The organism is Winogradskya humida, assembly GCF_016862215.1.
In the GTDB taxonomy this organism is placed as follows: domain Bacteria; phylum Actinomycetota; class Actinomycetes; order Mycobacteriales; family Micromonosporaceae; genus Actinoplanes; species Actinoplanes humidus.
This window is the reverse complement of the sequence record NZ_BOMN01000094.1, coordinates 1-14,912: the sequence shown is the minus strand read 5'-3', so window position 1 is coordinate 14,912 and position 14,912 is coordinate 1. Positions and strand designations below refer to the sequence as shown.

Genomic DNA, 14,912 nt, shown 5'->3' with positions numbered 1-14,912 from the left:
CGCCCGGCCCGCCCGGCCCGCCCGGCCCGCCCGGCCCGCCCGGCCCGCCCGGCCCGCCCGGCCCGCCCGGCCCGCCCGGCCCGCCCGGCCCGCACACCGCGAAGGCCGGTGAAGCGCGAAAGGCCGCCGCGGCTCACCGAAGTGAGTCGCAGCGGCCTTGTACGAGCGGAAGAGGTCAGGCCTTCTTGAGCCAGAAGGTCAGGCCGATCGGCTCCTCGATGAACGGCGTGCCCCAGTCGGGCGTGCCCTCCGCGTAGTCGGTGGCCAGGACCTCGTCGGCGACGAGGTCGCGGTGTTCCCAGAGGGCGGCCGAGGTGGCTTCGTCCGTGGCCTGGTAGCGCAGGACGATGCGGTCGGAGACCTCGAGGCCGCTGGACTTGCGGGCCTCCTGGATCAGGCGGATCGCGTCGCGGGCCAGGCCGGCGCGCTTGAGCTCCGGGGTCAGGTGCAGGTCGAGGGCCAGAGTCGCGCCCTGCTCCGAAGCGACCGCCCAGCCTTCGCGCGGCGTCTCGGTGATGATGACCTCGTCGGGTGACAGGTCGACCGGGGCGCCGTCGACGAGCACGGTCGCCGTACCCGTGGTGGTCAGGGCTTCCTTGAGTGCGGCGGCGTCGGCCGCCGCGACGGCCTTGGCCACGTCCTGCACGCCCTTGCCGAACCGCTTGCCCAGCGGCCGGAAGTTGGCCTTGGCGGTCGTGTCCACCAGGGACCCGCCGGCCGCGGCGACGTTGAGCACGACGCCGACGTTGAGCTCGGACGAGATCTCCGCGAGCAGCTCGGGGCCGAGCGCGTCGAAGCCGTGGCCCGAGGCCAGCGCGCGGGACAGCGGCTGGCGGGTCTTGACGGATGATTCGGCGCGGGCGGTGCGGCCCAGCTCCACCAGGCGGCGGACCAGGGTCATCTGCTCGCCCAGGCGGGCGTCGATCAAGGTCTCATCAGGCGAGGGGTACGCGGCCAGGTGCACCGATCGTGCCGCCGTCGGGTCGACCGTGGCCACCATGTCCTGCCACACCCGCTCGGTGATGAACGGGGTCAGCGGCGCCATGAGCAGCGTCACCGTGTGCAGGGCCTCGTGCAGTGTGGCCAGGGCCGCCTTGTCGCCGCGCCAGAAACGGCGGCGGCTGCGGCGGACGTACCAGTTGGAGAGGTCGTCGACGAACGCGGCGAGCAGCTTGCCGGTCTCGTGCGTGTCGAAGGCGGCCATGGCCGCGTCGACGTTCTTGACCAGGGTGTTCAGCTCCGAGAGCACCCAGCGGTCAAGGACGGGACGGTCGGCCGGCACCGGGTCCGCGGCCGAGGGCGTCCATCCGGCGGTACGCCCGTAGAGCGCCTGGAACGCGGCGGTGTTCCAGTACGTCAGCAGGGTCTTGCGTACGACCTCCTGCAAAGTGTTGTGACCGACCCGGCGCTGCGCCCAGGGTGACCCGACCGCGGCCATGAACCAGCGGACCGCGTCGGCGCCGTGACGTTCCAGCAGCGGTATCGGCTCGAGGATGTTGCCCAGGTGCTTGGACATCTTGCGGCCGTCCTCGGCCATGATGTGCCCGAGGCAGACGACGTTCTCGTAGGGGGACTCGTCGAAGACCAGCGTGCCGACGGCCATCAGCGTGTAGAACCAGCCGCGGGTCTGGTCGATCGCCTCGGAGATGAACTGCGCCGGGTAGCTGCGCTCGAACAGCTCCTTGTTGCGGTACGGGTAACCGAACTGGGCGAACGGCATCGACCCGGAGTCGTACCAGGCGTCGATGACGTCGGGCACCCGGGTGGAGGTCGCACCGCACCAGCACCCGAACGTGACCTCGTCGATGAACGGCCGGTGCGGGTCGAGGTTGGACAGGTCGCGGCCGGTCTTCTCGCTCAGCTCGGCGAGGGATCCGATGCAGGTCAGGTGCCCCTCGGGGCAGCGCCAGATCGGCAGGGGCGTGCCCCAGTACCGCGACCGGGACAGCGCCCAGTCGACGTTGTTGTTCAGCCAGTCGCCGTACCGGCCGTGCTTGATGGTCTCGGGCTGCCAGTTGGTCTTCTCGTTCTCGCGGATCATCTGCGTGCGGACCTCGGTGGTCCGCACGTACCAGGACGGCTGCGCGTAGTAGATCAGCGGCGTGTGGCAGCGCCAGCAGTGCGGGTAGCTGTGTTCGTACTGCTGCTCACGGAAGAGAGCACCGCTCTGCTGAAGCTCGATGACGAGCGGGGCGTCGGCGGACTTGAAGAACATGCCACCGACCACGGGTACGCCGGCTTCGAAGGTGCCGTCCGGGCGTACCGGATTGACCATGGGGAGCCCGTAGGCCCGGCAGGTCGCGAGGTCGTCCGCGCCGAAGGCGGGGGACTGGTGCACCAGGCCGGTGCCGCTGTCTGCGGTGATGTACGTCGCGAGCACCACGAAGTGCGCGTCGGGGATCTCGACGTAGTCGAAGGGACGCTGGTACGTCCAGCGCTCCATCTCCTTGCCGGTGAAGCTCTGCCCGGTCACCGTCCAGCCCTCACCGAGCGCCTGCTGCACCAGCGCCTCGGCGACGACGAGCCGCTCGTTGCCGTCGGTCGCGACGACGTACGTGAGGTCGGGGTGCACGCCCACGGCGGTGTTCGACACCAGCGTCCACGGCGTCGTCGTCCACACGAGCAGCGACGCGGAGCCGGCGAGCGGGCCGTTGGTGAGCGGGAAGCGGACGTACACCGAGGGGTCGATGTCGTTCTCGTAGCCCTGCGCCAGCTCGTGGTCGGACAGCGCGGTCTGGTCCCGCGGGCACCAGGGCGCCACCCGGAAGTCCTCGACCAGCAGACCCTTGTCGAAGATCTTCTTGAGCGACCACCACACGGACTCGATGTACTCGGGGTCCATGGTCCGGTACGCGTCGTCCATGTCGACCCAGTAGCCCATGCGCTCTGTCAGCGCGGCGAAGGCGTCGGTGTGCCGGGTGACGGACTCGCGGCACTTGGCGTTGAACTCGGCGATGCCGTACTTCTCGATGTCCTGCTTGCCGGTGAAGCCGAGCTCCTTCTCCACCGCGAGCTCGACGGGCAGGCCGTGGCAGTCCCAGCCGGCCTTGCGCGCGACGTGGAAGCCCTTCATCGTCTTGTAGCGCGGGAAGACGTCCTTGAACACCCGGCTCTCGATGTGGTGCGTGCCGGGCATGCCGTTCGCGGTCGGCGGCCCCTCGTAGAAGATCCAGTCGGGACGGCCCTCGGTCTGCTCGAGGCTGCGGTTGAACACGCTGTTGGCGTGCCAGAAGTGCAGCACCTCATGATCGACCTGGGCCAGGTCGACCTGCGCGGGAACGGGCTTGTACATCGGGTCCTTCCTCCGTCGGGTTAACACTCACCAACGGAGGGACGAGGCTCGCGCCCCGCGGTACCACCCTCCTTGACCACGCGTACGCCGTACGTGTGGCCCCCTCATTAAGGGTTTGCTCGGCTCAGGGGGTGATTTTCGCGCCGTGCACACCTCCGGGCTCCCACCGTCCCCGGTCGCTCTCAGGCTGCGTTCAGCGGTACTCGTCCCCGTCAGCACCTCGCGGTGGGCAATGCTACCGCAACCCGTAACGGGCCCCGAGCGCATTACCCCCTACGATGCGCGCCGTGAATGCCGATCGTCACATCGACGAGTTGTACGCCGCCGCCCGTGCCAATGACATGTACGCCTTCCAGCACGGCGTCCTGCCGCTCTGGACCGAGCTCGAGGGCATCGGCCCCGCCCTGGCCGCGGAGGTCCTCGACCGGATCCTCGCCCTGTTCGCCCTGGTGCCGAACCCGGCGTCCAGCAAGCTCGGCATCCTGGCCGGGAGCCTGGTCGCGATGGGTGCCCCGCCGGCCGCGCTGGCGGAGGTGGCCGCCCCGATCCTGTTGAAGAACATGGCCGCCTCCGTCGCCTTCGCCCGCTTCTGGCGGCGCGCGGCCGGCCCGAAGGTCCCGCTGCCCCGGCCCGATCAGGGACAGGAGGCATACGAGTACGCGCAGGCGACGCTGACCCGTACCTCGCGCCTGCCGTGGCGGCACGCCGTCGCCCCGCAGGACGCGGCCGACCTTGCCGGTGCGTGGTTCTCGCTGGAGGACTGGCTGACGCTGGCCACCACGCTGCTGAGCCTCCCGGAGATCCGGTCGTCGTTCTTCGGTGACTCTGCGGCTGCTGACCCGTCCGTGGCTACCGGCCGTGATGAGGCAGCACAGCTGGTTGCCGACCTCGGCGCCGTGCGTGGGGACATGGACTGCGTGGCGGGCCTGCTCGAGGTGCTCGACGACGAGGAGCTGATCGTCGTGCATCGCGGCGCCGGGCGGGCCTACGCCGTGACGCTCACCGGCGTAGGCGACAACTTCCAGCTCTGCACGTTGCTGGCGGACGCCTTTGCCGGCGAGTTCCCGGAACTCACGCCGGAGCCCTCCTGGGTGCTGGCGTCCTCCACGGGCCCGGTCGCCGCGGCCGCCCGGATCGAGGCCCGTTGCCAGCTGACCGACGCCCTCGGCGCGAACATCTGGTTGGAAGGCCGGCCCGCCGGCATCCCGCGGGCCGATGGGCGCCGGGTCGTGGTGCTCGACCCCGTGGCGTACGGCAGGAGCTGGGATCTGGGCCGAACCTACGAGCAGATGGTCCCGAAGGTCCGGGTCGACCGGGAGCTCGCACCGCAGGAAGCGGCCCGGTGGCTGTCGCAGATCGCGCCGCCCGCGCCGGTCAAGGGCTATCCGCCGGCGCACATTCATTTCGGCAGGCTCACCTCGACGGTCGAGGTCACCGGCTGACAGGAACCGCACAACCGGCGTACATACGTCGCCTGGGGGAGTGAGGTAGAAGAGTAAGGGTAGCCTTACCGAGAACCTCACTCCGCAGGGAAGAAGTGGTCTCATGCCAAAGCCAGTCCGCGCCGCCAAGATTGGCGTCGTCACCCGGATCGAGCAGCTCACCCCGCACATGGTGCGGATTGTCGTGGGCGGGCCCGGTCTGGCCGAGGTTCAGGCGGGGGAGTTCACCGACCATTACGTGAAGGTCATGTTCCCGCCGCCCGGCGTCGAATACCCCGAACCCTTCGATGCCGCCGCGATCCGGGAGACGCTGCCTCGCGAGGCCTGGCCGGTGGTGCGGACCTACACGGTACGCCGCTGGCTGCCGGACGTTCCTGAGCTGTGGCTCGACTTCGTGGTGCACGGCGACGAGGGCATTGCCGGGCCGTGGGCGCGTAACGCGCAGGTCGGCGACCCCGTCCGCTTCATGGGCCCGGGCGGCGGCTACGCGCCCGACCCCGCCGCCGACTGGCACCTGATCGCGGGTGACGAGAGCGCCATCCCGGCCATCGCCGCCGCGCTCGAGGGCATGCCGGCCGGTGCGAAGGTGTACGCGTTCATCGAGGTCTCGGACCCGGCGGAGGAGCAGAAGCTGGAGACCGACGCCGACCTGTCGCTGACCTGGCTGCACCGCGGCGAGCGCCCGGTCGGCGAGTCCCTGATCGCGGCCGTGCGGGAGTTCACCTGGCCGGCGGGCGACCTGCAGGCCTTCGTGCACGGCGAGGCGAACTTCGTGAAGGACCTGCGGCGGCTGTTCCGCGTCGAGAAGGGGATCCCGATGAGCCAGCTGTCGATCTCCGGCTACTGGCGCCGGGGCATGAACGAGGACGGCTGGCAGTCCAGCAAGCGTGAGTGGAACCAGCAGATCGAGGTCGAGCAGGAGAGCGTCACCCCCGCGTGACTGTTTCTCCGCCGTCCCGGCCGCGCTCTGGTGACGTCCGGCCCGGCCGTGCCTTGCGTTCGTGACGTGCGGCCCGGCCGTGCCTTGCGTTCGTGACGTGCGGCCCGGGCGGGCGTTGCTGCCCGGGCCGGTTACGAGGGGTTACGGCCGTCCGTAGGTCTCCAGCAGGCGCAGCCAGATCTCGTTGATCGTCGGGTACGCGGGGACGGCATGCCACAGCCGGTCCAGTGGCACCTCGCCGACGACCGCGATCGTGGCGGCCTGCAGCATCGAGTCGACGTCGGGGCCGACGAACGTGACGCCGAGGACGACCTTGCGCTTCTCGTCGACGACCATTCGCGCGGTCCCGGAGTATCCGTCCTGGTAGACGCTCGCCCCGGCGACGTTGCCGATCTCGTAGTCGACGACGCGGATGTCGTACCCGGCCTTCTTCGCAGCCTCGGCGGTCAGGCCCACCGAGGCCACTTCCGGGTCGCTGAAGACGACCTGGGGTACGGCCTGGTGGTCGGCGGTCGCCACGTGCGTGCCCCACGGCGCGTCCGACACCGGCTTGCCGGTGGCGCGGGCGGTGATGACGTCCCCCACGGCGCGGGCCTGGTATTTGCCCTGGTGGGTGAGCAGCGCACGGTGATTGATGTCGCCGGCCGCGTAGAGCCAGTCGTATCCTTCGACCAGCAACGTGTCGTCGACGTGCAGCCACTCGCCGGGCGTGAGGCCGACCGTCTCCAGGCCGATGTCGCCCGAGCGCGGCTTGCGGCCCGTCGCGATCAGCACCTCCTCGGCGCTCACCGAACTGCCGTCGCCCAGCTCGATGACCACGCCGTCGTCGCCGCGGGTCACGCTCTTGGTCGCGGTGTTCAGCAGCACCGTCACGCCCTGCTCGCGCAGTGCCGCGGCGACCTTCTCACCGGCGAACGGCTCCGAGCCGGCCAGCAGCCCGCCCCGGGAGACCAGGGTCACGGTGGTGCCGAAGCTCGCGTACGCGGTGGCCATCTCGACCCCGACGACCCCGCCGCCGATCACCGCGAGGCTGGCCGGCACCGTCTTGGCGCTCGTCGCCTCCCGGCTTGTCCACGGGTCCGCGTCGTCGAGCCCCGGGATCGGCGGGAGCAGCGCGTCGGAGCCGGTGGCCACGACGACGGCGTGCCGCGCGGTGACGACGGTCTCGGTGCCGTCCTTGGCGGTCACGGTGACCTGCTTGATCCCGCTCAGCCGGCCGTGCCCGCGGATCAGGCCGATACCGGCGCCTTCGACCCACTTGACCTGGCCGTCGTCCTTCCAATTGCTGGTGAAGGTGTCCCGGCGGGCCAGCACGGCCTCCACGTCGAGCCTGCCGGTGACCGCCTGGGCGGCGCCACCGACGTGCTGCGCGGCGCGCAGTGCCTGGGCCGGGCGCAGCAGCGCCTTCGAGGGCATGCAAGCCCAGTACGAGCACTCACCCCCGACCAGTTCATGCTCGATCAGGACAGCGGTCAGCCCGCCCTGGACCACCCGGTCGGCCACGTTCTCGCCCACCGGTCCGGCCCCGAGCACGATGACGTCGTATTCGCTCATGCCTCGATCTTCCCATCCCCGCGTCACGTGTCCGCGCTGTTTCTCGCGCGATGCGTTGTAATGACAAGTCAGAGCTTGCAAAGTCTTGCATGGACAATCGGCCGGAGTTAGCGTGCGTCGTCCGCGCATATAGGAAGGCCTCGATGTGGAGCTCTCCCGTGCGAGCCGCTTGCTGCTCGCCGTCCTGCTACCTTTCCTGACCCTCGGCGTGGGCTTACCCGCCGCCGCCCAGGCAGCGCCCGCCTCGGGCGCCCCAACCCGGGCCACTCCAGCCCAGGCCACTCCAGCCCAGGCCACACCGGCCCGGGCCGCGGCCGCGGCCGCCACCGCCCAGTCTCCGGCGCGACCGGCCCCGAAACCCAGCCCGAACGAGCAGTTCTACTTCGCGCTCCCGGACCGCCTCGCCGACGGTGACCCCGCGAACAACCTCGGCGGCCTCGACGGGGACCGGCTCTCAACCGGGTACGACCCCACTGACAAGGGCTTCTACCACGGCGGCGACCTGCAGGGCGTGATCGACCGCCTCGACTACATCCAGGGGCTCGGCACCACCGCGATCTGGCTCGCACCGATCTTCAAGAACCGGCCCGTGCAGGGCAGCGGCACCGACGTCTCGGCCGGTTACCACGGCTACTGGATCACCGACTTCACCCAGGTCGACCCGCATTTTGGCACGAACGCAGACCTCAAGCGCCTCGTGCAGCTCGCGCACCGGCGCGGCATGAAGATCTACCTGGACATCATCGTCAACCACACCGCCGACGTCATCAAGTACGCCGAGAACCAGTACGCGTACGTGGACAAGACAGCCAAGCCCTACACCGACGCGCAGGGCCGGGCCTTCGAGGACCGGAACTACGCCGACGGCACCCGGGCTTTCCCGGCCATGAACACCTCGTCGTTCCCGTATACGCCCGTGATCGACGCCGCGGACAGCAACGTCAAGGTTCCGGCCTGGCTGAACGACCCGCTGATGTACCACAACCGGGGCGACTCAACGTTCACCGGCGAGAACAGCGAGTACGGCGACTTCTTCGGCCTGGACGACCTGTTCACCGAGCGTCCCGAGGTCGTCCGCGGCATGACGAAGATCTACGCGGACTGGATCGGCAGCACCGGGATCGACGGGTACCGCCTCGACACGGTCAAGCACACCGACCTCGACTTCTGGCCACAGTTCTCCCAGGGCATAGCGGACGCCGCGAAGAAGGCCGGCAAGCCTGACTTCTTCATGTTCGGTGAGGTCTACAGCGCCGACCAGGAGGTCGAGTCCACCTACGTGCGTCAGGGCGGCCTGCCCGCGACTCTTGACTTCTCCTTCCAGGACGCGGCGAAGACTTTCACCGCCGGAGGCGGCTCCGCACAGGCCCTCGCCAATGTGTACGCGAAAGACGATCTCTACACCACGCCCAGCACCGGGGCTGGAAAACTACCGACCTTCCTCGGCAACCACGACATGGGCCGCATCGGGTCGTTCATCGAGTCGGGCGGCACCGATCCGGCCACCTACCTGCGCCGCGACGAACTCGCCCACGAGCTGATGTTCCTGACCCGGGGCCAGCCGGTCGTCTACTCCGGCGATGAGCAGGGCTTCACCGGCCCCGGCGGCGACAAGGACGCCCGTCAGGACCTGTTCGCCAGCAGAACCGCGGACTACCTGGACGACGACCTGATCGGCACCGCCCGCACCCACGCCCAGGACAACTACGAGACCGGGCACCCGCTCTACCGGACCATCGCCACGCTGGGCGCCCTGCGCAAGTCCTACCCCGCGCTACGCGACGGCATCCAGGTCACCCGGTACGCCGCCGACGGCCCGGGTGTCTTCGCCGCGTCCCGTGTCGACCCGTCGGAGCGCCGTGAATACGTGGTGGCGGTCAACAACGCGACCACCGCGCAGACGGTCACGGTGGACACCTGGACGCCGGGATCGTCGTTCCAAGGTATCTACGGCGGAGCCGGCCGGGCCGCCGCCGGTGCTGACGGCAAACTGACAATCACCGTGCCCGCGCTGTCGTCGATCGCCTACCGGGCCGGCACCAAAATTCCCGCAGCCACGACGGCACCGACCGTCGAGATCACCTCACCATCCGCCGGCGCACTGGTGCCGGCTCGCACGGACCTGACCGCGACCACCACCGGTGACCCGCTGTCCACCGTCACGTTCGAAGCCCGCGTCGGCAATGGCCGCTGGCAGAACCTGGGCACCACGTCACTCGGCGGCGTCCACCACGACCTGGACGGGCTGCCCGGCGGAACGGAAATCACCTACCGGGCAACCGCGCGCGACGGCAAGGGCCGCACTGCGACCACCACCCGCGCGATCAAGGTCGGAACCCCCGCGATCACGGCCGGCCCGGACTACGCCGTCGTCCACTATCAACGGTCCGCCGGCGACTACGACGACTGGAACCTGTACGCGTTCGGCGACATCGACGAGTCCTCGCAAACGAGTTATCCACAGGGCCAAAAATTTGTCGGCGAGGACGCGTACGGTCGGTTCGCTTGGGTGAAGCTCAAGCCCGGCGCGAAGAGCGTCGGCTTCATCGTGGTGGACAAGAACGGGGTGAAAGACGTGGCCGCGGACCGGTTTCTCGATCCCTCCGTCAATCCTGAGATCTGGCTCAAGCAGGGCGATCCGGCGATCAGCACGCAGGCTCCGGACACCCCGCAGGACGACAGTACGGCCGTCATCCACTACCACCGCTCCGACGGTGATTACAGCGGATGGGGCCTGCACGTATGGGAAGGCGCGGCGAACCCGACCGACTGGGCCACGCCGCTGCAGCCCTCGACGACCGACTCCTTCGGTGTCACGTTCCGGGTTCCGCTCGCCGCGGGCGCGACCGGGATTAACTACATCATCCACAACGGCGACACCAAGGACCTCCCCGATGACCGGCGGCTCGACGTCGCTACGGCGGGGCACGAGATCTGGGTGCTGTCCGGCGTACCCGAAAGATTGGTGCCTCCGGTGCTCACAGCCGGCGGTGGCGGCACCACCGACCTGACCACATCGGCCGCGGTCTGGCTCGACCGCTCCACTATCGCCTGGAAGACAGGCGTCGGCAGCACCCTCGAGCCGAGTGGCGCGGGCACGGACGGGCGGGTCTACGACCTGATCTGGGCGTCGCAGGGCGGGCTCGACCCGGCCGCGCCGCAGCACAGCCTGCGCCTCAGCGCGCAGCATGACGGGCTCACCGAGGCACAGCGCCTGAAATTCCCGCATCTATGGCAGTACAACGCGTTCAAACTGCCCCGAGGCGACATCCATGAGCTCCTCAAGGGCCAAGTCGCGATCACCGAGCGCGATGCGACCGGCAAACTGCTGGCCGCGACCGGTGTGCAGATCGCCGGCGCACTCGACGATGTCTACGCTGCGGCGGCAAACGCCGCACTGGGGCCGGTCTTCGCCGAGGGACGGCCGAAACTGTCCGTGTGGGCACCGACCGCACAATCCGTGAGCCTGGAGCTTTTCGACTCACCGACCGCAACGGCGCGCGGCGTACCCATGTGGCGTGACGCACAGACCGGCGTCTGGTCGGTCCGTGGCACCAAGGACTGGAAAGGCAAGTACTACCGCTACCGCGTCACCGCATGGCAGCCGGCGGAGCAGAAAGTGGTCACCGCGAGCGTCACCGATCCCTACTCGGTCGCGTTGTCAGCGGACTCCACGCACAGTCAGATAGCCGACCTCACGGACGCGGCGCTGACCCCGGCGGGCTGGAGCTCGCTGCGCAAACCCGCGCCCAAACCCGGCAAGACCCAGATCACCGAGCTCTCAGTACGCGACTTCTCACCCGAAGGTACCTACAACGCCTTCACCGACCCGTCGGCACCGGGCATGCGCCATCTGAAGGAGCTGGCCGACGCCGGCACCACCCACGTCCACCTGCTGCCGGTCTTCGACTTCGCGTCCACCCCGGAGCGCCGCGCGGACCAGCAGCAACCCGCTTGCGACCTGCCATCCCTGCCGCCCGACTCCGACCAGCAGCAGAAATGCGTCGGCGCGGTAGCCGACAAGGACGGCTACAACTGGGGCTACGACCCGCTGCACTACACGACACCCGAAGGGGGCTACGCGACCGATCCGCAGGGTGCCACGCGCACCAGGGAATTCCGGCAGATGGTCGCCGGGCTCAACAACACGGGGCTGCGCGTGGTCATGGACGTCGTCTACAACCACACCGCGGCCGCCGGCACCGACCCGCACTCGGTGCTCGACCAGATCGTCCCCGGCTACTACCAGCGGCTCCTCGAGGACGGCACGGTCGCCAACTCGACCTGCTGCGCCAACACCGCCCCCGAGAACACGATGATGGGCAAGCTGGTCGTCGATTCACTCGTCACCTGGGCCAAGGCGTACAAGATCGACGGCTTCCGCTTCGACCTGATGGGACACCACCCCAAAGCCAACATCCTCGCCGTACGCGCGGCGCTCGACCGGCTCACCCTCGCCAAGGACGGGGTCGACGGCAAGAGAATCTACCTGTACGGCGAGGGCTGGGACTTCGGCGAGGTGGCCGGCAACGCCCGCTTCGTCCAGGCGACCCAGGCCAACATGGCCGGCACCGGCGTCGGCACCTTCAACGACCGGCTCCGCGACGGTGTGCGCGGCGGCGGCCCGTTCGACGACAACCCGCGCGTCCAGGGCTTCGGCTCGGGCCTCTACACCGATCCCAACGGCGACCCGGTCAACGGCACTCCCGCCGAGCAGAAGGCGCGCCTCCTGCACTACCAGGACCTGATCAAGGTCGGTCTGAGCGGAAACCTCGCCGGCTACACGTTCACCGCCACGGACGGCGCGGTGCACACGGGCGCGCAGATCGACTACAACGGAGCCCCGGCCGGATATACAGCGGCGCCCGGCGAAGCGATTACCTATGTGGACGCTCATGACAACGAGGTGCTGTACGACGCTCTCGCGTACAAGCTCCCCCCGTCAACGTCAGCCGCGGACCGGGCGAAACAGCAGTCCGTCGCCCTCGCCACCACGGTCCTGGGCCAAGGCGCGAGTTTCACGACCGCAGGCAGCGAACTGCTGCGCTCCAAGTCGCTGGACCGTAACTCCTTCAACTCCGGCGACTGGTTCAACCGCAACAACTGGGACTGCAAGCAGGGCAACGGCTTCGGCAAGGGCCTGCCACCGGCCGCCGACAACGAGAGCAAATGGGTGTACGCGAAACCGCTGCTCGCCGACCCCGCCCTCAAACCCGGCTGCGACGCCATCAACCTCGCCAGCACCCGCTACGACGAGCTCCTCAAGATCCGCAACTCGTCTCCCGTATTCGGCCTGCCCACCGCGGCGGAAGTCCAGAAACGCATGTCCTTCCCCCTCTCCGGCAAATCCGAGACCCCCGGCGTCATCACCATGAAACTCGACGGCCGGGGTCTCGACCACCGCTGGAAATCGGTCACCGTGGTCTTCAACGCCACCCCCACCACCGCAACCCAGACCGACCCCTCCCTACGCGGAGCCTCAGTCGCCTTGCACCCGCTCCAGCACCTCCCCGCCTCCTTCACCCCGTCCACCGGCACCCTGACAGTCCCGGCCCGCTCAGTAGCGGTATTCGTACAAAGCTGACACCACCCGCCACGACACCACACCCCAGCCGGCCGACGTCCTGCTGGGGTGTGCCCGTGCCCGTGCCTTTGGTTGTGCCTGGACCATTGGACCCGCGGGCCGTCACCGTCAGCGGCGTGGTGAACCAGCGATACACCAATTGCCACACCAGCCACTTCTGCCGCGGTGACGGCCGTGCCAATGCCCTAATACTGAATCCCGGCCGCACGAACCTTGGTCGCGCGGAACACGGTCGTGCGGAACACGGCCGCACGGACCTTGGTCTTGCGGATCCTTGCCGCTCGAGCTTGGTCTTGCGGAGCCTTGCCGCTCGGAGCTTGGCCTCGCGGAATGGCGTCGACCCCGCCCGACACCGGTACCGAGCTTGGGTTGACGGCTGTCCGGCAGTGCGGGGCGGGCTGCATGCGGTTCGGTTCGGTTCGGTTCGGTTCGGTTCGGGGGAGCGTGGCCGTGTGGGACGTAGCCGCGCTCCGCACGGCACGCCACGTTGGTCGTCGCTGCGTGTGGTCCGGCTGCGTGTGGTCTGGCCTCGTGGGGTTCGGCGCCGAGGGCTTCGTCGCGGGTGCTCGGCTTATGAAGGTCGCTGAGACGTGCCCGCCGTGGCGAATGCGGTGATCTGGGTCGCGTTCGCACAGCTTGGGCAGGGGTTTTCCTCAGGTTGCCGGGACAAACTCGCGATAGATCATCCGAGCACATTCCCCGAGGAGGTGACGCCGTGGGCACGAGTCTCGCGAGTTTGAACCTGCACGGCGGCCTGGATCACGAGGACAACCCGTACTCGGTGAAGGCTGCCATCGCCGAGTTGGACACCGACATCGTGGTGGTCCAGGAGAACTGGCGGCCGCTGAACGCGGGGGCCATCAGTTTGGCTGCAAAGGCAGCCGCCGACTGCGGGTATGACGCGTATGCCGAGATCGACATGATCTCTGGTCGCACGCTCAATGAGCTGGGAGTGGCCGGGGGCGCCGGTGCGATCGAGCCCGGTGCCTGGGGTATTGCGATCATGAGCCGGCTGCCGTGGCGCAGTCTGGGCACGATCCCCCTCGGCGCGGCACGTGGTGATGTGATCGGTGAGCGCCGTGCGCTGACCGCGGAGGTCCGGACCGCGGACGGCAGGCTGCTGCGGGTAGCCGTCGCCCACCTGACCCATCGGCTCGTGCACGGGCCCGCTCAGCTTCGGCGCCTGCTTGCCGGTCTGGAGGGCTCCTCGGTTCCCACGGTGATCGCGGGAGACCTCAATATGTGCCGTCCCACGGTTTACATCGCCAGCCCCTATCGTCCGGCCTTGCGTGGGCGGTCCTGGCCGGCCCACCGGCCCGTCGCCCAGATCGATCACATCCTGGCTGGCCCGGGCGTTGCCGTGACGAATGCGGCGGTGGTCCGGTCGCTGGGATCGGACCACCGCCCGGTACGCGCCGATCTCACCGTTACGGGAGGGGCGCGGCTCCTTCAGGACGCCGGGCCAGTAGCTGCACACCGCTGACCCAGCGTCCGTTCATCGTGGCTACCTCTATGTGACGCTCGTCCACCAGCTCGAAGCCGCCGGCACCGGCACCGGCACCGGCGTCGGCCGGGTGGGATGTGCTGCTGCACAGCAAAGCGCGTAGGGCGGTGAGGTCGTGGTGGCGGCAGACCGCGCCGTCGTCGGTGGCGAAGACGCCGTACGGGGTCTGGGATGCGGCGCCGTACCGGGCGCGGTTGCGATCGTCGTTCTGTAGAAGCACGTCGCTGACGTACAGCAGGCCTCCGGGGGCAAGGACGCGGTGCAGTTCCGCGATGAGTGCCTGCTGGTCCTTGTCGGCAGGGACACAGGTCAGGACGGCGAAGAGCAGGACCACGTCGAAGCTGCTGCCGGCGTACGGGAGGAATGGCGGATGATCCAGGAGGCTGAAGCGAAAGTCGGGTTTTGCCTGCCGGCCGCGGGTGAGGAGGGCGGCCGAGGGGTCCGCGCCCGTGAGGTCGGTGAAACCACGGTCGCTCAGCTCGGCCATGGTGCGGCCGTAGCCGCATCCGTAGTCGAGAATCCTGGCGTCGGTGGGCACCGCGTCGAGCCAGGGGTGGTGCACGGGGTGGGTGAAAGTCTTCGTGGCGCCAGCGTTC

At 69.0% G+C, this 14,912-nt stretch carries 7 protein-coding genes; 4 read left to right on the top strand and 3 right to left on the bottom strand.

Features of this window, described 5'->3' with window-relative positions; translation table 11 throughout:
* Positions 1 to 175: 175 nt before the first annotated feature.
* Positions 176 to 3,292 carry an isoleucine--tRNA ligase gene (ileS, locus tag Ahu01nite_RS33610; RefSeq protein ID WP_203840740.1) on the bottom strand — a complete coding sequence of 1,039 codons (3,117 nt, stop codon included), beginning with the start codon at positions 3,290 to 3,292 and terminating at the stop codon, positions 176 to 178.
* Between the two features lie 287 nt (positions 3,293 to 3,579).
* On the opposite strand from ileS, the gene Ahu01nite_RS33605 reads away from it, so the two are divergent.
* Together Ahu01nite_RS33605 and Ahu01nite_RS33600 are read left to right on the top strand one after the other, a co-directional pair.
* A complete protein-coding gene (locus Ahu01nite_RS33605; RefSeq protein WP_203840739.1) occupies positions 3,580 to 4,734 on the top strand; it encodes a hypothetical protein in 1,155 nt (384 codons plus the stop codon).
* 103 nt (positions 4,735 to 4,837) lie between these two features.
* Positions 4,838 to 5,674, top strand: a complete 837-nt coding sequence (locus Ahu01nite_RS33600) for a siderophore-interacting protein (RefSeq protein WP_203840738.1) — start codon at positions 4,838 to 4,840, stop codon at positions 5,672 to 5,674.
* 141 nt (positions 5,675 to 5,815) lie between these two features.
* Here the strand turns inward: Ahu01nite_RS33600 and Ahu01nite_RS33595 are convergent, their stop codons facing one another.
* The gene (locus Ahu01nite_RS33595; protein WP_203840737.1) at positions 5,816 to 7,228 is read right to left on the bottom strand and encodes a dihydrolipoyl dehydrogenase family protein; all 1,413 of its coding nucleotides are present in this window, start codon (positions 7,226 to 7,228) and stop codon (positions 5,816 to 5,818) included.
* 145 nt (positions 7,229 to 7,373) lie between these two features.
* On the opposite strand from Ahu01nite_RS33595, the gene pulA reads away from it, so the two are divergent.
* Both pulA and Ahu01nite_RS33585 read left to right on the top strand, forming a co-directional pair.
* Entirely contained in the window at positions 7,374 to 12,812 is a 5,439-nt protein-coding gene (gene pulA / locus Ahu01nite_RS33590) for a pullulanase-type alpha-1,6-glucosidase (protein WP_239159336.1), read from the top strand.
* A 736-nt stretch (positions 12,813 to 13,548) separates the two neighbouring features.
* A complete protein-coding gene (locus Ahu01nite_RS33585) occupies positions 13,549 to 14,295 on the top strand; it encodes an endonuclease/exonuclease/phosphatase family protein (RefSeq protein ID WP_203840736.1) in 747 nt (248 codons plus the stop codon).
* Here Ahu01nite_RS33585 and Ahu01nite_RS33580 read toward each other — a convergent pair.
* A partial coding sequence (locus tag Ahu01nite_RS33580; protein ID WP_203840735.1) for a class I SAM-dependent methyltransferase occupies positions 14,240 to 14,912 on the bottom strand: 673 nt, incomplete at its 5' end. The two genes, Ahu01nite_RS33585 and Ahu01nite_RS33580, sit on opposite strands and share 56 nt — an antisense overlap.

What these genes read in the sequence shown, in the direction of transcription:
- ileS (WP_203840740.1), bottom strand. Translation starts at nt 3,292, where the DNA reads ATGTACAAGCCCGTTCCCGCGCAGGTCGACCTGGCCCAGGTCGATCAT.
- Ahu01nite_RS33595 (WP_203840737.1), bottom strand. Translation starts at nt 7,228, where the DNA reads ATGAGCGAATACGACGTCATCGTGCTCGGGGCCGGACCGGTGGGCGAG.
- Ahu01nite_RS33600 (WP_203840738.1), top strand. Translation starts at nt 4,838, where the DNA reads ATGCCAAAGCCAGTCCGCGCCGCCAAGATTGGCGTCGTCACCCGGATC.